The organism is Pseudoruegeria sp. HB172150, assembly GCF_013184805.1.
Lineage (GTDB): Bacteria > Pseudomonadota > Alphaproteobacteria > Rhodobacterales > Rhodobacteraceae > Psychromarinibacter.
Genome location: NZ_JAATNG010000004.1, coordinates 76,032 through 94,585, shown reverse-complemented (window position 1 = coordinate 94,585; position 18,554 = coordinate 76,032). Strand labels below are relative to the sequence as shown.

At 65.9% G+C, this 18,554-nt stretch carries 19 protein-coding genes; 8 read left to right on the top strand and 11 right to left on the bottom strand.

The window, feature by feature from the left end; translation table 11 throughout:
* Nucleotides 1-29 precede the first annotated feature (29 nt).
* Together HCO70_RS17275 and HCO70_RS17270 are read left to right on the top strand one after the other, a co-directional pair.
* A complete protein-coding gene (locus tag HCO70_RS17275; protein WP_172298465.1) occupies nucleotides 30-1,445 on the top strand; it encodes a uracil-xanthine permease family protein in 1,416 nt (471 codons plus the stop codon).
* A gap of 99 nt (nucleotides 1,446-1,544) precedes the next feature.
* The gene (locus HCO70_RS17270; RefSeq protein WP_172298463.1) at nucleotides 1,545-2,465 is read left to right on the top strand and encodes a PHP domain-containing protein; all 921 of its coding nucleotides are present in this window, start codon (nucleotides 1,545-1,547) and stop codon (nucleotides 2,463-2,465) included.
* 7 nt (nucleotides 2,466-2,472) lie between these two features.
* Here the strand turns inward: HCO70_RS17270 and HCO70_RS17265 are convergent, their stop codons facing one another.
* On the bottom strand, nucleotides 2,473-5,007 hold the full coding sequence (locus tag HCO70_RS17265; protein ID WP_172298461.1) for an ABC transporter permease: 2,535 nt from the start codon (nucleotides 5,005-5,007) through the stop codon (nucleotides 2,473-2,475).
* Nucleotides 5,004-5,696 carry an ABC transporter ATP-binding protein gene (locus HCO70_RS17260; RefSeq protein ID WP_172298460.1) on the bottom strand — a complete coding sequence of 231 codons (693 nt, stop codon included), beginning with the start codon at nucleotides 5,694-5,696 and terminating at the stop codon, nucleotides 5,004-5,006. Before HCO70_RS17260 ends, HCO70_RS17265 begins: the two co-directional genes overlap by 4 nt.
* Nucleotides 5,697-5,724: 28 nt before the next feature.
* Here HCO70_RS17260 and HCO70_RS17255 point away from each other — a divergent pair, with 28 nt between their 5' ends.
* The 3 genes from HCO70_RS17255 (at nucleotide 5,725) to HCO70_RS17245 (ending at nucleotide 7,270) form a co-directional block, all read left to right on the top strand.
* Nucleotides 5,725-6,375 (top strand): arylesterase, encoded by a 651-nt coding sequence (locus tag HCO70_RS17255; protein WP_172298459.1) that lies wholly within the window; start codon nucleotides 5,725-5,727, stop codon nucleotides 6,373-6,375.
* A gap of 66 nt (nucleotides 6,376-6,441) precedes the next feature.
* The gene (gene plsY, locus HCO70_RS17250; RefSeq protein WP_371742266.1) at nucleotides 6,442-7,029 is read left to right on the top strand and encodes a glycerol-3-phosphate 1-O-acyltransferase PlsY; all 588 of its coding nucleotides are present in this window, start codon (nucleotides 6,442-6,444) and stop codon (nucleotides 7,027-7,029) included.
* Between the two features lie 19 nt (nucleotides 7,030-7,048).
* The gene (locus tag HCO70_RS17245) at nucleotides 7,049-7,270 is read left to right on the top strand and encodes a toxin-antitoxin system YwqK family antitoxin (RefSeq protein ID WP_172298457.1); all 222 of its coding nucleotides are present in this window, start codon (nucleotides 7,049-7,051) and stop codon (nucleotides 7,268-7,270) included.
* Between the two features lie 169 nt (nucleotides 7,271-7,439).
* Here HCO70_RS17245 and HCO70_RS17240 read toward each other — a convergent pair whose 3' ends face one another.
* The 4 genes from HCO70_RS17240 to HCO70_RS17225 form a co-directional block, all read right to left on the bottom strand.
* Nucleotides 7,440-7,925, bottom strand: coding sequence for a hypothetical protein (locus HCO70_RS17240; protein WP_172298456.1), 486 nt, complete (start codon nucleotides 7,923-7,925; stop codon nucleotides 7,440-7,442).
* Nucleotides 7,926-8,049: 124 nt separating this feature from the next.
* Nucleotides 8,050-9,420: a glutamate--cysteine ligase gene (locus HCO70_RS17235; protein WP_172298455.1), complete on the bottom strand. Its 1,371-nt coding sequence runs from the start codon at nucleotides 9,418-9,420 to the stop codon at nucleotides 8,050-8,052.
* Between the two features lie 65 nt (nucleotides 9,421-9,485).
* Nucleotides 9,486-10,001: a hypothetical protein gene (locus tag HCO70_RS17230; protein ID WP_172298454.1), complete on the bottom strand. Its 516-nt coding sequence runs from the start codon at nucleotides 9,999-10,001 to the stop codon at nucleotides 9,486-9,488.
* 176 nt (nucleotides 10,002-10,177) lie between these two features.
* Nucleotides 10,178-10,888 (bottom strand): 16S rRNA (uracil(1498)-N(3))-methyltransferase, encoded by a 711-nt coding sequence (locus tag HCO70_RS17225; protein WP_371742256.1) that lies wholly within the window; start codon nucleotides 10,886-10,888, stop codon nucleotides 10,178-10,180.
* A 12-nt stretch (nucleotides 10,889-10,900) separates the two neighbouring features.
* Between HCO70_RS17225 and ubiA the strand changes: the two genes are divergently transcribed.
* The 3 genes from ubiA (at nucleotide 10,901) to HCO70_RS17210 (ending at nucleotide 14,291) form a co-directional block, all read left to right on the top strand.
* Entirely contained in the window at nucleotides 10,901-11,872 is a 972-nt protein-coding gene (ubiA, locus tag HCO70_RS17220; RefSeq protein ID WP_371742265.1) for a 4-hydroxybenzoate octaprenyltransferase, read from the top strand.
* A 68-nt stretch (nucleotides 11,873-11,940) separates the two neighbouring features.
* The gene (locus tag HCO70_RS17215; RefSeq protein WP_172298452.1) at nucleotides 11,941-13,926 is read left to right on the top strand and encodes an OmpA family protein; all 1,986 of its coding nucleotides are present in this window, start codon (nucleotides 11,941-11,943) and stop codon (nucleotides 13,924-13,926) included.
* The gene (locus tag HCO70_RS17210; protein WP_172298451.1) at nucleotides 13,923-14,291 is read left to right on the top strand and encodes a hypothetical protein; all 369 of its coding nucleotides are present in this window, start codon (nucleotides 13,923-13,925) and stop codon (nucleotides 14,289-14,291) included. Before HCO70_RS17215 ends, HCO70_RS17210 begins: the two co-directional genes overlap by 4 nt.
* Before the next feature lie 79 nt (nucleotides 14,292-14,370).
* On the opposite strand, the gene HCO70_RS17205 is transcribed toward HCO70_RS17210, so the two are convergent.
* The 5 genes from HCO70_RS17205 to HCO70_RS17185 form a co-directional block, all read right to left on the bottom strand.
* Nucleotides 14,371-15,102 (bottom strand): SDR family oxidoreductase, encoded by a 732-nt coding sequence (locus tag HCO70_RS17205; RefSeq protein ID WP_172298450.1) that lies wholly within the window; start codon nucleotides 15,100-15,102, stop codon nucleotides 14,371-14,373.
* Complete coding sequence (locus HCO70_RS17200) at nucleotides 15,099-16,631, bottom strand: ATP-dependent RecD-like DNA helicase (RefSeq protein ID WP_172298449.1); 1,533 nt, start codon at nucleotides 16,629-16,631, stop codon at nucleotides 15,099-15,101. Before HCO70_RS17200 ends, HCO70_RS17205 begins: the two co-directional genes overlap by 4 nt.
* Nucleotides 16,632-16,869: 238 nt before the next feature.
* The gene (locus HCO70_RS17195) at nucleotides 16,870-17,502 is read right to left on the bottom strand and encodes an acyl-homoserine-lactone synthase (RefSeq protein ID WP_172298448.1); all 633 of its coding nucleotides are present in this window, start codon (nucleotides 17,500-17,502) and stop codon (nucleotides 16,870-16,872) included.
* 84 nt (nucleotides 17,503-17,586) lie between these two features.
* On the bottom strand, nucleotides 17,587-18,300 hold the full coding sequence (locus tag HCO70_RS17190; RefSeq protein WP_172298447.1) for a LuxR family transcriptional regulator: 714 nt from the start codon (nucleotides 18,298-18,300) through the stop codon (nucleotides 17,587-17,589).
* Nucleotides 18,272-18,457, bottom strand: coding sequence for a hypothetical protein (locus tag HCO70_RS17185; protein ID WP_172298446.1), 186 nt, complete (start codon nucleotides 18,455-18,457; stop codon nucleotides 18,272-18,274). Before HCO70_RS17185 ends, HCO70_RS17190 begins: the two co-directional genes overlap by 29 nt.
* Nucleotides 18,458-18,554: the final 97 nt, after the last annotated feature.

Sequence of the window (18,554 nt, the reverse complement as noted above, 5' to 3'; positions counted from 1 at the left end):
GTTTTCCGAGTCACAGAGGGACAGGGGCTATGACTGACACAAGCATCGGGACTCCCGAGCAACTGAAAGATCCGAACTATACGCCGCCGATCTGGCAGGCGATTCCGCTGGGCATCCAGCACGTGATGGCGATGTTCATCGCCAACGTGACTCCGGCGATCATCGTCGCGGGCGCGGCCGGCTTCGGCTTCGGCTCGAACTCGCCGGACTTCCCGGAACTGCTTTACCTCATCCAGATGTCGATGCTCTTCGCCGGTCTGGCGACGCTGCTGCAGACGATCACTGTCGGCCCCATCGGCGCGGCGCTCCCGATCGTACAGGGCACGTCCTTTGCCTTCATCCCGATCATGATTCCGCTCGTCGCGGGCAAGGGCGTCGACGCCCTTGCCGCGCTGTTCGGTGGGGTACTGATCGGTGGCCTGTTCCATGCCTGCATCGGCTTTTTCATCGGCAAGATCCGCTTCGCGCTGCCACCACTGGTCACCGGCCTCGTCGTAACCATGATCGGCCTCGCGCTGGTGCAGGTCGGCATCCAATACGCGGCGGGCGGCGTCCCGGCCAAGGGAACCGAGGAATATGGTTCGCTGCTGAACTGGTCCGCAGCTCTGATCGTGATCTTCGTCACCCTCGGCTTCAAGTTCTTCGCCAAGGGAATGCTCAGCGTTTCCGCCGTCCTGATCGGCCTGATCGCCGGTTACATCTACGCCATCATCGTCGGCATGCTGCCGGTCAGTTCCATCGCCAGTTCCTGGAACAACGCCGCCGCATTCGCCCTGCCGGTTCCATTCAAATACGGCTTCGAGTTCTCGCTCGCCGCCGTCATCGGCTTCTGCCTGATGGCCTTCGTCTCGGCGGTGGAAACCGTCGGCGACGTCTCGGGCATCGTGAAAGGCGGCGCCGGGCGCGAGGCGACCGACAAGGAAATCCAGGGAGCGACCTTCGCCGACGGTACCGGGACAGCCATTGCCGGCATCTTCGGCGGCCTGCCCAACACCTCGTTCAGCCAGAATGTCGGCCTGATCGCCATGACCGGCGTGATGAGCCGTCACGTGGTGACCTTTGGCGCGATCTTCCTGATCATCTGCGGTCTGGTGCCCAAGATCGGCGGCGTCATCCGGACCGTGCCGATCGAGGTTCTCGGCGGCGGCGTCATCGTGATGTTCGGCATGGTTGTCGCTTCCGGCGTGTCGATGCTATCCGACGTGAATTGGGACAAGCGCAACATGGTGATCTTTGCCGTGGCTCTGTCTGTCGGTCTTGGCCTTCAGCTGGAACCGGAAGCGGTACAATACCTGCCCGACTGGCTCAAGGTCCTGCTGGTTTCCGGCATCTTGCCAGCGGCTCTGATCGCAATCGTGCTGAACCTCTTGCTGCCGACACCGCTGTCCGAGGAATCCACCGAGGAAATCTCGGGCGGCCTCGCTGGTCACGGCCCGGCGGAATAAGCACCATCTCGGCGGGCCAAGCGGCCCGCCGCCTCTTGTCACGGCCCTGTAAAGCTGTCTGTGTAACAGCCCGGAGCACATCGACTGCAAGGGGCCGAAATGACCGATTTCTTCACCGCACCGGGGCGCTTTTTTCGCGGCAACCTTCACACCCATTCGACACTGTCCGACGGCGCACTTGAACCGGCCGAGGTCTGCCGCCGCTACCGCGACGAAGGCTATGACTTCATGTCGCTGACCGATCACTTCCTCGGTCGTTACGGCTTTCCCATTGCCGAAACCACAGGCTTCCGCACCCCCGGCTACACCACCATTCTCGGCGCCGAACTGCATTCCGGTGCGCAGGAGAATGGCGATCTCTGGCACATCCTCGCAGTCGGACTGCCGGCTGATTTTGAACCGCCGAAAACGCAGGAATTCTTCGCCACCGATGATCAGGAAACCGGCCCTCAGCTCGCCGCCCGCGCCGCCGCTGCCGGGGCCTATGTCGCCGTCGCCCACCCGCAATGGTCCGGCCTGACCCTGAACGATGCGCTGTCGCTGGAGGCCGCCCATGCGGTCGAGACCTACAACCACGGCTGCGCAATGGGCGCCGACCGTCCCGACGGATTTCACACACTGGACCTGATGCTGACCGAGGGGCGGGAACTGAACCTGATCGCCACCGACGACGCCCATTTCACCGAGCCCGACCATTTCGGCGGCTGGGTGATGGTGAAGGCAGAAGAAAACGATCCCGACGCGCTGCTTGCTGCGCTGAAGGCCGGGACCTTCTATTCCAGCCAGGGCCCGGATCTGCGCAACATCGTCATCGAAGACGACAAGATCGTCGTCGAAAGTTCCGCCATCGTCTCGATGATCGTGCAGGGCCGCGGCTGCCTCGCCAAGGCGACACATGGCCTTTCGATGACGCGCTCGGAAATGGACCTCGACAAGTTCAGCGCCTCGCCCTGGATCCGCGTCTCGGTGATCGACGCCGCCGGCCGCCGCGCCTGGTCGAACCCGATCTGGCTGGGCTGACCGCGCCTTATTCCCGCGCGCGCAGCACCCGTGCCGGTCGCGCCGCCAGCGGCCGCCATGCAAAGGCCAGCCCGGCGAGCAATGTGATCACGACACCCCCCGCCACGATGGCCACCGCAGAAACCGGTTCGAACGCGTATTCTGTGTCCATCACGAACCACGTCACCGCCCAGCCGGCCAAGCCGCCCGCCAGGATCGCCACCAGTCCCGCCGCCAGACCGAACACCGCGCTGCGGATCGCGAAATTCGCCAGAACCGATCCGCGCGTCGCCCCCAGCGTCTTCAGCACCGCCGCCTCGTAGGTGCGCGCACGCTCTCCCGCCGCCGCAGCGCCGATCAGCACGATGAACCCCGTCACCAGCGTCGCCAGCGCGCCATATGTCGTTGCCGCGGCGATCCCCGCAAGGATCTCCGCCGCCCGACCGATGGCGTTCCGCACGCTGATCATGGTGATGTTCGGCCACGCGCCGCCGATCTCTCGCAGCAGCCGCGCCTCGGCCTCCTCGTCGGCGTAAATCGTCGCGATGTGACTATGCGGCGCGCCCTGCAGAGCGGCGGGGTTCATCGACAGGATGAACCCCATCCCGGCATTCGAGAAATCCACGTTCCGGAAGCTGGTGATCTCGGCGGTAATGTCCCGTCCCAGCACGTTGATGGTGATCTCGTCGCCCAGCGACAGCCCCATTTCCGCCGCCTCATCCGCGGCGAAGCTGACCAGCGGCGGGCCGTCGTAATCCTCCGGCCACCATTCGCCCGCTGTGATCTCCGTCCCCGGCGGCGGCGCGGCGGAATAAGTGATGCCCCGGTCGCCCTGGATGACCCAGTGATCCCCCGCAACCTCGGCGGCGGGCCGCCCGTTGATCTGGGTAATTACCCCACGAAGCATCGGCGCCGTCTGAACCCGCGTCACCCCCGGATCGCCATTCGCCTTCTCAAGAAATCCGTCCAGCTGATCGGTCTGGATATCAACTACGAAATAACTCGGCGCGACATCGGGCAGATCCCGCGCAATCGCGCCGCGCAGGTTGGAATCGATCTGCCCCACCGCGGCCAGCACCGTCAGCCCTAGCCCCAGCGACAGCACAACCGACGCCGCCTCGCTCCCGGGCCCGCCAGCGGACCCAAGCGCCATCCGCAAGGCGCTCCTCCCCCGCACCGCCTGTGACCGTGCCAGCCGCCGCGACATTTGCCGCGTCAGCCAGGCCACGCCCAGCAGGGTCAGGAACGCACCGAAAATACCCGCCGCCGACCACAGTGTCAGCCGCTCCAGCCCCGACAGTTCCGCCGCCGCCGCCACCAACGCCGCCAGCAAGGCACCCGTCGCCACGATGTACGGCCAGCGCGGCCACACCGCGCCGCCCTGCGCCCCGTCGCGGTAGAGCGCCGCTGCCCGCACCTGCTCGGTCCGCGCCAGCGGCCATAAAGTGAACAACGCCGCCGCCAGAGCACCGTAAAGTGCGGCCTCCGCCAGAGGCTCGACATGCACCCCGAACACCGCCGGGATCGGCAGCTGCGCCTCGATCAGCGGCCGCAGCACCAGCGGCAGGGCCGCGCCTAACGCCAGCCCGAGTACCAGCCCGAGCAAGGTCAGCCCACCAATCTGGAACGCGTAGGCCAGAAAGATCGTCCCCGTCTCCGCGCCCAGTGTCTTCAGCGTCGCGATGACGGATGTCTTGCGCTCCAGATAGGATCGCACCGCCGCAGACACGCCGACGCCGCCCACGGCCAGCCCCGCCAATCCGACAATCACAAGAAAACTCGCCAGCCGATCGACGAATTCCGCCGTCCCCGGCGCCGCGTTCCGCGTATCGCGCCAGCGCTGCCCAGCACCCTCCAGCGCCGAGTCCGCATGCACCTCCAGCGCAACCACATCCGCCCCATCGGGCAGCCGCAGCCGGTAGTCCGTCTCGTACAAGGTACCCGGCTGGATCAGCCCGGTCCCCTCCAGATCCGCCAGCCGCACCAGCGTCCGAGGCCCCAGCGTGAAGCCGCCCGCCGCATTGTCCGGCTCGCGCACCAGTTCGGCCATCAGCACGAAATCCCGCGTGCCCAGGCGAAACACGTCGCCCGGCTCGATCCCCAGCCGCGCCGTTAGCACCGGGTCCATAACCGCGCCGGGCAAACCTTCCTTCCCGTCGAACGCGGTCTCCAAAGGCATCACCGGCGCCAGACCAACGGCGCCGTACAAGGGATAGGCCCCGTCCACCCCGCGTACCTGCGTCAGCCCGCGCTCGTCTCCGCCCTCAGCCGGCACCACGACCATCGACCGGAAATCCACCGTCTCGGACACCTCGTCCGAGATCTCCTCCATCCAGGCCCGCTCCGCCTCGGTCGCGAAGCGATAGGTCAGCTCGATCTCCGCATCGCCGCCAAGGATCACCGCCGCATCCCGCGCCAGCCCCTGCTCCACCGATTCCCGCACCGAGCCCACGGCGGCAATCGCCGCCACGCCCAGCGTCAGACAGGCCAGAAACACCCGAAACCCCGCCAGCCCGCCGCGCAACTCGCGCCGGGCGATGCGGGCGGCATTGCGGAAACTCATTCGGCGGCCGCCTTCTGCGGCTCCGCCAGCTCCCCGTCGACCAGCTCGATCACCCGGTCACAGCGCGCCGCCAATTCCGGCGCATGTGTCACCAGGATCAGCGTCGCGCCGTGCCGGTCGCGTAGCCCGAACAGCAGATCCATGATCGTGGCGCCCGTGGTGCCGTCGAGGTTCCCTGTCGGTTCATCCGCCAGCAAGATATCGGGCCGCGGCGCGGCGGCCCGTGCCAAAGCTACCCGCTGCTGCTCGCCCCCCGACATCTGCGAGGGGTAGTGGCCGGCGCGATGCCCCAACCCCATCGCCTCCAGTTCCGCCTCCGCCCGCTCGAACGCATCCGTCACGCCCGCCAGTTCCAGCGGCGTCGCGACATTCTCCAGCGCGGTCATCGTCGGAATCAGGTGGAAGGATTGGAAAACCACACCCATATGATTACGCCTGAACCGGGCGAGCGCGTCTTCTCCCATCGCGGTCAGGTCGTGGCCCAGAACCTCGACCTTGCCGCCGGTGGCCCGCTCCAGCCCGCCCATCAGCATAAGGAGGGAGCTCTTGCCGCTGCCCGAAGGCCCAACCAGTCCCAACGTCTCGCCGCGCGAGACCTGTAGCGTGATGCCCTTCAGGATATCCACCCGCCCCGCATTCCCCGCCAGTGACAGGCGGGCGTCCGAGAGCGCGACGACGGGGTCCTTCATTGGCAAGCTCCTGCGGCGATTCAGTTCCATGGCATATGGGGCCGGACGAGAGGTTCGCAACCTCGGTCTCGCGCTCGTGCTGCTTGCCGGCCCGGCCGCGGCGGAGCCGGTGGTCATCGCGGCGCTCGGTGACAGCCTGACCGCGGGCTACGGTCTGCCTCCCGAGAACGGCTTCGTACCACAGCTACAGGCATGGCTGACTGGCCACGGCGCCGACGTGGAACTGCGCAATGCCGGCGTCTCCGGTGATACCACGCAGGGCGGCCTTTCCCGCATCGGCTGGGTCCTGGCGGACGACGTCGACGCGATGGTCCTGGCACTCGGCGCCAACGACATGCTGCGCGGCATAGATCCCTCCGTCGCGCGGGGCAATCTCGACGGCATCCTCAGCGCCGCGCAGGAGGCCGGCGTCGAAGTTCTGGTGATCGGGATCGCCGCTCCGGCCAATTACGGGGCCGACTACCAGACCGAGTTCAACGCCATCTACCCGGACCTCGTCGAGGAATATGGCGCGCTCCATGGGCCGGACTTCCTGGCACCGCTGCTGGAGAAGGCGCAGGGCAGCAATATTGAGGCCTATTTGCAGGCGGATCACCTGCATCCCAACGCGGAAGGGGTGAAGGTGATCGTCGAGGGTCTCGGCCCGTCGGTTCTGGAACTGATCGACCGGGTGGAGTAGAGGGCTTCCGCCCGGCCGCGTTTCCCGACAGGATGGGCACGACCTGAAACAGATCGGCCGATGCCCATGCTGCCCCTGATCCTGACCGCCATTCTCGCCTACCTGCTCGGCTCCGTTTCCTTCGGCTGGCTGACGGCGAAGCTTTTCGGGCTGGGCGATCTGCGCAGCATCGGCTCGGGGAATATCGGCGCGACCAATGTGCTTCGGACCGGCAACAAGGCGGCGGCGCTGATCACCCTGATCGGCGACGCGGGCAAGGGGGCGGCGGCGGTGCTGCTGGCGCGGTGGCTGGTAGGGGAGGATGCGGCGGGGGTTGCCGGGCTCTTCGCGATGGCCGGGCATATCTGGCCGGTCTTCCTGGGCTTCAAGGGCGGCAAGGCGGTGGCGACCTTCCTCGGCACCCTCATCGCGCTCAGCTGGCCGGTGGGGCTGTTGTCCTGCGCCACGTGGCTGGTGGTGGCGCTGATCTTCCGGATCTCTTCGCTGTCGGGGCTGATGGCGGCGGTGCTGGCGCCGGTCTGGGCGCTGATCTTCTATCACTGGCATGGGGCGGTGGTGATCGCGTTGATGAGCGGGCTGGTGATCTTCCGGCATTCGGAGAACATTGCCCGGCTGAGGGCGGGGACGGAGCCGCGGATCGGGCAGAAGAGCTGACGTCGGCAGGGAGGAAACCATGACGGACGGACCCTTCGAGAAGCTTCACAAGGATGGATCGCTCTGGGTCAAGGGGCATCGCAAGGACGGCAAGGAGCATGGGCCCTTCGAGTTCTATCGAAAGGACGGGACCATCATGCGGTCTGGGTCCTTCGATATGGGCGCGCAGGTGGGGGAATGGACCACCTATGACCGGGACGGGATGCCCTACAAGGTCACCAAAATGAAGCCGAAGGGATAGGGAAAGCCCCCCACAGACAAGGCGTCCCCATGGGGACGGGGGGTCAAGCCATTGATTTCAGGCGTGTTAGCGCTAACCTATGGTGGGGACGCTCCGGCAGACGCCCGCCGGTCGGTCCCGTTCATGGCTATTGTCACATGACCGCCTTCGCCCGGGAACACACCTGTTTTCAGGGCGTCGTCAGGTTCAGTACGCCGGTGATGTAGGTGCCGCCACCCGCCTCGAGCGTGTCGATACGCTCTCCGGCAAAGCTGCCCTCGCCGGTCGCGCCTTCGAACCGGCCCGTGCCGGAGAAATCGTGGATCTCCGCCGACACCGTCACGCCGCCGTCGCTGGTGGCTTCGGCATGCCCCTCATAGGCCGCCCGGATCTCGGACCCGTCGCCGAAGTCCCACAGCGCGTGGCCATGAAAGGCGCCGGAGCCGTCGACAAGATCGAACCAGCCCTCGTAGCGGTGCACGATGGGCTTTTCGGCCTCGAACAGCGCGATGCCGCGGAACTTCGCGATGCCGACATGGTGCGCCGGGTCGTCAAGGATCTCGATAGTCTGCACCTCGGCGGTGTGCATCACCGCCTCGTAGGACATTTCAAGCTGCTCTGCCTGAACGGCGAGCGGCGCGAGGAACAGGCAAGGCAAGAGAAACCGCGGAGTCATCCAAAAATCCTCCCAAAAGGTGACCACCTTTACGCCACCACCCTAATAGCACGCAAAAGTTGTATCACGCTCAGCAAAAAGACCTGCATGAAACTAAGGTAACGGCCCGGAAGAACCGGGCGTGTCAGTAGCTGTATTCGGCGTAGATGCGGCTGAGATCGCCGTCCCACTCGCCGTGGTACTTGTCCAGCAACTCGTCGGCCGGCACCTTGCCGCTTTCGATGCTGTCCTCGAGCGCGTGGAGGAAATGCCGCTCGTCCTGCACCATGCCGCCAAGGCCCGGACGCGCCCGCGCCTTCAGGCCGGACCGCGCGATATCCAGCACCTCGCGGGCGAGGTCCTGCATCTTGCGGCCGCCCACCTCGGCCTGAAGTGCCTGTTCCGAGGCGCCGACCCGCCACGCTTCGCGCGTCTCGGCATCCCAGCCCTTCACCAGGTCCCAGGCCGCGTCCTGCGCGCCCTGGTCATAGAGCAACCCGACCCACAGCGCCGGCAGCGCGCACAGCCGCCGCCACGGTCCGCCATCGGCGCCGCGCATTTCGATGAACTTCTTCACCCGCGCTTCGGGGAAGATCGTGGTCAGGTGATCGGCCCAGTCCGACAGTGTCGGCGTTTCGCCCGGCAGCGCCGGCAGCTTGCCCTTCATGAAATCGCGGAACGACTGGCCCAGCGCGTCGATGTATTTCCCGTCGCGATAAACGAAGTACATCGGCACATCGAGCGCGTAGTCGACCCAGGACTCGAAGCCGAACCCGTCCTCGAAAACGAAGGGCAGCATGCCGGTGCGGTCCTTGTCGAGATGCCGCCACACCCAGGACCGATAGCTTTTCATGCCGTTCGGCTTGCCCTCGAAGAACGGCGAATTGGCGAACAGTGCGGTCGCCACCGGCTGCAGCGCCAGAGCCACGCGCATCTTCTGCACCATGTCGGCCTCTGACCCGAAGTCGAGGTTCACCTGCACCGTGCAGGTCCGCCGCATCATCGTGGTGCCGGTGCTGCCCACCTTCTGCATGTAGGCGTCCATCAGCTTGTACCGCCCCTTGGGCATCAGCGGCATCTGCTCGTGCATCCATTCCGGCGCCGCGCCCAGCCCGATGAACCCCACGCCTATCTCGTCGGCGATGCTCTTCACCTCGGCCAGATGTTCGTTCACCTCGTCGCAGGTCTGGTGGATCGTTTCCAGCGGCGCGCCCGACAGTTCCAGTGCCCCGCCCGGTTCCAGGCTGACATTGGCGCCGTCCTTTGTCAGGCCGATCAGGTGCCCGCCCTCGCGCAGTTCGTCCCAGCCGTAGCGGTCGCGCAGCCCTTCCAGAACCGCCAGAATCGACCTCTCGCCTTCATAGGGCAGGGGATTCAGCGTGTCCTTGCAGTAGCCGAATTTCTCGTGCTCTGTCCCGATGCGCCAGTCGTCTTTGGGCTTGCAGCCGGCTTCGAGATACTCTGCGAGCTGTTCGTGACGTTCGATCGGGCCGCCGCCGGATTGAGGGATGGACATGTGGCGCGGGCTCCCGGATCTGACTTCGCATCGAAGCGCAGAACTGGGGGCTTTTCACCGCGAAGTCAATGCAGGCGGCGTTCCGGCTGTGACCAGATATTGACCTTCTCATGCGGCCGCTCGCGCAACTTCGCCAGCATGTTCTCGGTCCGGATCCCGTCCAGCGAGGCGAAGACGTCGAACAGCGCCTCGGCGTTTTCCGCCTGCGTCGGGATCGACAGTGTAATTCCGGAGGCATCGGTCAGCACCCAGACCGCATGCGGTTTGGCGGCGGGGTCGAGCTCTACCCGCACCAGCGCGTCGGTCGAGATCGTGCCGCCTTCGAACGGCCCGAAATAGGTGATCTCGCGCTCGTCGACCTGGACCACCCCGGGGCCGCCGGTGCCGACCCTGAATCGCGTGCGCTGAAACCCGGCGAAGAGGAACAGCGCGCCGAGGATCACCAGACCGGTCCCCACGGCCGCCATCAGCCCCTGCTGCGACACCGCCCAGTACATGCCGAGGCAGGCCAGACCGAGGCCGAGGAGAACCTCGCGCCATCGCCAAATGGCCTGCTTCGCTGCCGGGCGGATAAAACTCATCTCGACTTTGCCTTCAATTGCCGTCGTCGGGCCCCGGTTTCTTTCCGATCAATCGGGACCGATTTATGGCCTCCCCGGGTTTGTAAAACAAAGTTGGACACGATCCGGCTTTAATAATAACGGATCAACTGCGCCGTTTCCACAGTCAGAACAATTCTACTGATGGATGTTGAGTCTCAGGCCCAATCGCCGAGCCGCGACTGCCAGAGCGTGATTGCCGCAACCGCCGCCGTGTCGGCGCGCAGGATGCGGGGGCCCAGGCTGACCGGCCTGGCGAAAGGCAGGTCGCGCAACCGCGCGCGCTCGGTGTCCGAAAAGCCGCCCTCGGGCCCGATCAGGATCGCCCATTTGCCGGGCTCGCCTTCCAGCGGGTCGGCCGCGCCCAGAAGCGACTCGTCGCAGAACAGCAGGTTCCGGTCCTCGGGCCACTCGTCCAGCAGGTGGTCGAGCTTCTGCAGGTCCTCGACCTCGGGCACATATGTGCCGCCGCATTGCTCGGCCGCTTCCATGGCGTGGGCCTGCAACCTATCCTTGCGAATTCTCTCGGAATTCGTGAACTCCGTCTGCACCGGCAGGATCCGCGCCACGCCCAATTCGGTGGCCTTCTCGACGATGAAATCGGTGCGCTGTTTCTTGATCGGCGCGAACAACAGCCACAGGTCGGGCGGCATCTGCAACGGCCGGGTCTGGCGGATCACGCGGAGCGTGCCGTCGCGGCGGCCGATTTCTTCTATTGTTGCTTCGAACTCGCCGTCGCGGCCGTTGAAGATCAGCAGCCTGGCGCCGTCCTCCATCCGCATCACGATGTTGAGGTAATGGGCCTGGTCCCGAAAGATCGGGACAGGGTGTTCGGGCGCAAGCGGGTGATCTACAAAGAGCCTGATCATGGGCCACAGGATATTTGTACCGTGAAGGAAGTGCCAGAGACGAACGGTCGCGTCGCGGATGCGGTGGACGACAACTGGGTGGACCGGCTGGCGCCGGCGGCGACGCGTCCGTATCTGCGGCTGTCGCGGGCGGACCGGCCGATCGGGACATGGCTTTTGCTGATACCCTGCTGGTGGTCGGCGCTGCTGGCGGCGCTGTGGCAGGGCAGCTTCGGCTGGCACGAGGGCTGGGTGATGCTGGGCTGCGCGCTTGGGGCGTGGCTGATGCGCGGGGCTGGCTGTACCTGGAACGATATAACCGACCGCGATTTCGACGGGCGCGTTGCCCGGACGGCCTCGCGGCCGATCCCGTCGGGGCAGGTCACGGCGAAACAGGCAGCGGTGTGGATGTGCGTTCAGGCGCTGCTTGCCTTCGCGATCCTGCTGACATTCCCGCCGCTCGCCATCGTATTCGGCATCGCGTCGTTGGGGCTGGTGTGCATCTACCCCTTCGCCAAGCGATTCACGTGGTGGCCGCAGATCTTCCTTGGCCTCGCGTTCAACTGGGGTGCGCTGCTGGGCTGGGTGGCGGTGACTGGCACGTTCCACTGGGCGACGATCCCGCTTTACCTCGGCGGCATTGCCTGGACGGTCTTTTACGACACGATCTACGCGCATCAGGACAAGGAAGACGACGCGCTGATCGGGGTGAAGTCCACCGCACGGCTGTTCGGCGACCGCACTGCGCAATACCTGCAGTATTTCATGATGGCGACGCTGCTGCTGATCGGTATCGGTGTGATCGCCGCGCTGGTGCCGCAGTCGAGCAACCTGCTGGTCCTGGTCCTCGGGCTCTGCGGCGTCTGGGCGATGGGCTGGCACATGGCGTGGCAGATGCGACGGCTGGATATCGACAATCCGGATCTCTGCCTGATGCTGTTCCGCTCGAACCGCGACGCCGGGCTGATCCCTGCGCTGTTTCTTGCCATCTCACAGTTCGTTTGATTGCAGCTCTCCGCCCAACCCCCTAAGACGTCCGCCAGACTGTTTGCACGGAAAATCCCAACGTTGCCATGCGCATCCTATCCGCAATTCCCGCCGTCGCGGCCTTTCTGGTAGCCGCGTTCGCGGCGGTGGGTGCCGCCGCCCTGATGGTCGGACGCATCGAGAAGACGTCGGAACGCGAGATCGACACGCTGTTCCTTGAAGAACAGATCGACTGGGTCTCGGTCGATGTCGACGGCCTGCAGGTACACCTGACCGGCACCGCTCCCAATGAGGCCACGCGCTTCCGGGCTCTGACGCTCGCCGGCACCGTGGTCGACGCCACACGCGTCATCGACGAGATGGACGTCAAGGAGGGCAAGGTCGTCGCCCCGCCCGATTTCTCCATCGAGATCCTGCGCAATGACGAGGGCGTGTCGCTTATAGGGTTGGTGCCGCTGGCCCTCGACCGCGAGGAACTGACCGGGATCCTCGAGGGGATTGCCGGCAGCGGCGAGGTCGCGGATCTTCTTGAATCCGCCGATTACCCGGTGCCCGGCGGCTGGGCCCCCGCGCTTGATTTCGCGCTTGATGCACTGGCACAGCTGCCCCGCTCCAAGATCTCCGTCTCTCCGGGCGAAGTCGAGGTTACGGCGATCTCCGACAGCGCAGAGCAGCGGCGCAAGCTGATGGCGAGCCTCAAGAGCGAACAGCCCGATGGGATCGAGGTCGTGCTCGACATCAGCGCGCCGCGCCCGGTCATAACCCCCTTCACGCTGCGCTTTCTGCTGGACGAAAGCGGCGGACGCTTCGACGCCTGCTCGGCGGATACCGAGGACGGCCGCGCCCGGATCCTCGCCGCCGCGGCCGAAGCCGGGCTTCAGGGCACCGCCGGCTGCACGCTGGGTCTCGGCGTGCCCAGCCCGCGCTGGCCCGATGCCGTGACCGAGGGCATTTCGGCACTGTCCCGTCTTGGCGGCGGCTCGATCACCTTTTCCGATGCCGACGTCACCTTCGTCGCTCCCGAGAACACTCCGCAATCCAAGTTCGACCGCATCGTCGGCGAACTGGAGGCGGCGCTGCCGGATGTCTTTTCACTGCACGCGGTCCTGCCCGAACCGGTCAAGATCGACGGCTCCGGCGCCGAGGCACCAGACGCCGCACCGGAATTCGTCGCCACCCTGTCGCCCGAAGGACTGCTGCAGTTGCGTGGCCGGATGGCCGACGAACGCCAGCGCGATGCCGTCAACGGCTTTGCCCGTGCCCGCTTTTCCTCTGCCGAGGTCGACGCAGCGACACGCGTTGTCGAGGGTCTGCCCGCCGGCTGGGCCGGCCGCGTCTTTTCCGGGCTCGAAGCACTGTCGAACCTGTCCAACGGCGTCCTCGTCGTACAGCCCGATTTCATCGAGATCCGCGGCGACACCAGCGATCCCGACGCCAAGGCCGAGATCTCGCGCATCCTCTCCGCCCATCTTGGCAGTGCCGAAAACTTCAACATCAAGGTCGTCTACCACGAGGTCGTCGAAGAGGTTGAAACGTTGCCGACGCCCGAGGAATGCGTCGCCGCGATTCAGGCAATTCTGGCCGAGCGCAAGATCTCCTTCGAGCCCGGCTCCGCCGATATCGACAGCGGCACGCGCGGCACGATCGAGCGCATCGCCGACGTGATGAAAGACTGCACCGCGGTGCCGATGGAAATCGCCGGCTACACCGACAGCCAGGGCCGCGAGTCGATGAACCTTGGCCTGTCCCAGCGCCGCGCCGAAGCGGTGCTTGAGGCGCTGATGGCGCGGCGGGTTCTTGTGGCCAACCTGACCGCCAAGGGCTATGGCGAAGAGAACCCGATTGCCGACAACGATACCGAGGAAGGCCGCGAGGCCAACCGCCGCATCGAGTTTACGCTTCGTTTGCGCGAAGGTGACGATGATGCGGCCGCCGAAGAGGTCGACGGTCCCGAGGTTGCGGCGGAAGGCGAAAGCGGCGAAGACGAGGCTGCGGCCGAAGACGAAGATAGCGCCGGGTCCGGCGACGGGGATGACGACGCCGGCGAAGGCGAGACGGAGAGCAGCGAATGAATAGAACCGAGTTCATAGCCCTGACGGCGGTGATCCTGTTCGTGGCCTTCGTCCTGGGCTGGTTCGGCCACTGGCTGGTGCACCGCTTTGTCCGCGTCAAGGGCAGCGACATGAACGAGCTGGACAGCATGGCCCAGCAGCTGCACGACGCCGAGGAACAGCGCGACCAGGCGGTGGACTACTATCAGAAACGCGAGTCGCAGCTGACCAACAACCTGCATCAGACGGAGGCGGAGTTGCGCGCCGCGATGGAGGGCCTGCGCGACGCCCGGCAGGAAGCCGAGGAACTGCGCGCCTATATCGAGCGCATGAACCAGCCCGCCGAAACCGCCGAAGGCGGCGCACCGGTGTTCCGGCGGGGCTGAGCCTTAGGGCGTCGCCAAGCTGATCAGCACCACGCGACGCCGCGTGGTGCGCCCTGCTTCGGATTGAAATCGAAACGCTTTAGCCGCGCCCGATATAGGGCATCTGCCGTGCCATCACCGTCATGAACTGCACGTTGGCCTCCAGCGGCAGGTCGGCCATGTACTTTACCGCATCGACCACGTGTTTCACGTCCATCGACGGGTCCGGCTCCTTGCCTGCCGCATGTGCCCGTTCGATCTGCGCCTCGACCATCGGCGTGCGCGCATTGCCGATGTCGATCTGGCCGCAGGCGATATCGATATCCCGGCCGTCGAGGCTGAGCGCCTTGGTCAGCCCGGTCACGGCGTGCTTGGTCATCGTGTAGGCCACCGACTTTTCGCGCGGCACATGGGCCGAGATCGAGCCGTTGTTGATGATCCGGCCGCCGCGCGGGCTTTGCCCGCGCATCTGACCGAAGGCGGCGCGCGCCATCAGGAACATGCCGTGCAGGTTCACGTTGACGACCTTGTTCCAGACGTCGAGCGGCACCTCGTCGATGTACTCGGCCACGCCGAACATGCCGGCGTTGTTGAACAGGACGTCGAGCCGCCCCGCCGTCTCGGCGAAACGCGCCACCGCCTTTTCCACCGCGTCGGGGTCTGACACGTCGGCCGGCAGCGGAACGACGTGGTCGTATTTCGTCGCCAGCTCGTCCAGCGCCTCGGCCCGCCGCGCCAGCGCGCCGACGACCCAGCCGGCCTCGAGGAATGCCTCCGCCGTGGCCCGGCCGATACCCGAACTCGCCCCGGTGATGATGATCGTTCCGCTCATGTTTCCTCCCCTTCTCCCTGTAATTCCAGTGGCGCCGCGGGCGCCGGAAGATCGTCGGTCGAGAGCGGTTCGGTCGGCCGCCCCAGCCGGTAACGCGTGACCCAGTACAGACGCTCCTGCGCGCGGGTGATCGCGACATAGGCCAGCCGCTTCCACAGCGGGATTCCGGCCTCGATGCGACCCGACTGCGCCGCGGCCCAGATGTCGGGCGCGAAGACCTGCACCTCGGGCCACTGGCTGCCTTGCGCCTTGTGGATGGTCACCGCCGCGCCGTGCAGGAAGGCCGCGCCCATCCGCGCGGCGGAGGCGATGAACGGCTCTTCCTCGTCCGGCATCTCGATCTTGATGATCGAGGCGGCGGAAATGCGCGGGTCCTCCGCGCCGATCACGTGCAGGCGCGAGAAGCCGGGTTTGCGGCCCGCGCCGAGGAAGATCACCTGCGCGCCCTTGATCAAGCCGCGCGCCTCGAGGTCGATGCGTTTCTTGCGGTGCTTCAGCGGCAGTTCGATGCCGTCGCAGATCAGGGGTTCGCCCGGCAGCAATTCGTCGGGCGGAGCGTGATAGGCGCCGCGGAAGGCGGTGATCAGGCGTACCCGCGTCTTGTTGCGCCAGACCAGCACCGGCGAGCGCGCCATCAGGCTGGCCTCGACCCGCTGTGCCACGACGACGCGGTCGTCCTTTTTCGCGGCGTCCTCGATCAGCCGCTCGAAATCCTCGAAGCGCAGGTTGTCGTCGGACAGGGCGTGCGCGAGATCGAGGATCGGGCTGTCATCGGCCTGCCGGTGGATGCGGTGCAGCTCCAGCCTGCGCTTGCCCTCGAACCGGTCGAACACCATCTCGCCGGACTGGCCGACGGGGGCCAGCTGTGCCGGGTCGCCGAACAGCAGGAGCGTCGGAAAGATCTCCTGCAGGTCCTCGTAGAGCCGGTCGTCCAACATCGACGCCTCGTCGACGAAGCCGATGTCGAGCGGATCGTCGCGGCGCTTCCAGCCCTGGATGAAATCCGACCCGCGCAGCCCCGCCGCGGCAAGCGCCGCCGGGATCGACTTGTGCAGCGCGTAGCTGTCGCGCGCCCGGTCCAGCGCCGCGTCGGTCAGTTCCTCGATCACCGGGCGGTCGCCGTTCCCGGCGAGCCATTCCGCGATCTTCTCGTATTCGGGGTCATAGACCGGGGTGTAGAGGATCCGGTGGATCGTCGTCGCCGGAACGCCGCGGGTCCGCAGGACGCTTGCCGCCTTGTTGGTCGGCGCGAGGACCGCCAGCGTCCGCCTGTCCTTGCGACGCCGCCCTTCCCAGTCGCCCGAGACGATCTCGACCCCCGCCGTCTCCAGCGCGTCGGTCAGCTGCGACAGCAGCATCGTCTTTCCCGAACCGGCCTTGCCGACGACCGCCATCACGCTTTGCCGGCCTTCGGCCATCGGCGTCAGCGTGCTCTCGACAAGATCCACGCCGGCGCCGCGCAGCATCTCGGTGACGCTGTCATAGGCCTCGGCCTGATCCTCGGAGAATTGCAATGCGGGCAGCGCCATGCGCCGACACTATGTCAGGCGGCTGGGCGATTGAACTGCAATTCGCGCCTGTGGCGACGGCGGGCCGAAAGAACTTTCGGCCTCCGGCGGGGATATTTCCAACCAGAAGAAGGAGACCGGATTTCCGGGAGGTCTTCTGGCCGGAAATACCCGAGCCGGGCGCGGGACGCGCTGATCGCGACCGGCAGACGCGCCGCCCGGGCACATGGCGATCCTGACCTGCGCGGCGGCGTACGGCTTAGCCGGTTGCCGAAAGACCCGGGCGTATCGCGCCGAAGGACGCGTCGAACCAGCCGTCCGCCTGTGCCGCCGTGACGCCCGCGCGGTCGAGCAGGACCGGCCGAACGTTTTCCGTGCAGGTCCAGAGCCCGACGCTGATCGACTCGCGGCCCGCGCCATCGCGGCCCAGCACAGTCGGCTCCCAGCCCAGGCGCCGGTAGACCCGCACCATCCGCGCGTCGAACACGCCGACCAGGTCGGTCAGGTGAAACCGCAGGCCCACCTCGAGCGCCGCCAGCATCAGCAGCGCCGCCGTGCGCGGCTGGGCATCCGGTGCAAGGCAGAACCGGGTGCATTCCCAGATCAGCGGATGCCGGATCTCGGCACCGGCAAGATGCGCGAAATGGTCGTTCACCATCGTCTCCGCCACCGTCGGCAGGAACCGCATCGAGCCGCCATGGCTGCCGTCGGCGCGTTCCCAGACCGCGTAAAGCGGGTTCATCGCGTCATAGCCGTCCCGCTCGTGGCCCTTGCCGTCTACCGCCACATCCCAGCCCAGCCGGTCGCGGAACTGTGCCGCGCGGTGGCTGAACATCGTTTCGTCAAGGGCCGGATACCGTTTCAGATCCTCGGCATAAATGTACCGGAGCATGTTTCGCCTCTTCGCAGGAAGTCCGCGAAAAAGGCTGGTCCGGCGCCGTTAAGCCGCGCTTAACCCGGCGCGCGCTCCACCTGCTCAGACCACCAGCAGCCCCATCATCAGAGCCTTGGCGATGGCGTGGATCGTGTTCGTCGCGCCCAGCTTGAAGCGGGCGCTTTCGACATAGACCCGCAGCGTATGCTCGCTGATCGACAACAGGTCGGCCGCCTGCGCGCGGCTGTATCCCATGGCCAGCAGGGTGCAGACGTCGATCTCTCGGGGGCTGAGATTCTGTAGCCGCGCCTCGTCCGATCCGCGCTCGATCTCGAGCGCCTTCTGGTTCACGAAATGCGCCGCCAGGATCAGGTCTGTCGTATGCTCGTCGGTGTACCGTTCCCAGGCCGTATCCGCGCGCGCATCGGAAATCGTAAACAGGGCGAACTGTCCCGACGGTCCCCGAATCGGAACCGAGAAGCCCTGGTTTCCGACCCCGGCAGACCGTGCCTCTCCCATGAAATCGCGCGCGGCCTTGCCTGACCAGTCCAGCCGCCGCCAGTCCACCGGGTGGAACCGGCGAAAACACCCCTGCACGACCGGATCGATCCGCGCGTAATCCTCGCCGAAATACTGGTCAGACCAGTCCATCGAATAACTGGTGACGGCGTATTGCTCACCGGTGCTGTTCACCGAGTGATAGGTGACATGCTCGACATCGAACAGCGCGCGAAGCCCCTTGATATGTCCCTGCAGCTCATCGAGGGTCTGCGCCCCCTGGATGACCTCAATAAACGAATCCAGGCGTCCTCTCATCCCGCGCCGTGCCCGGCTGCCCCCTCTTCTCCGACGCGATCTCGACGGCGGCGATCAGCGACACATCGTCCAGCTGATCGGCCGTTCTGCTCAGCCCATTCTCATTGGCAAAGGCTTTCAGGTCCGCGATCACGTCGAGTATCCAGTCATTTGCCATCGCAAACTCTCCACAGGAAAGGTTAACGGGAGCTTAAGACAAGTGTACCCGGGTACGGATACGCCGTTCCATTCGCGTTTTGGTACTCCCCGAAAAT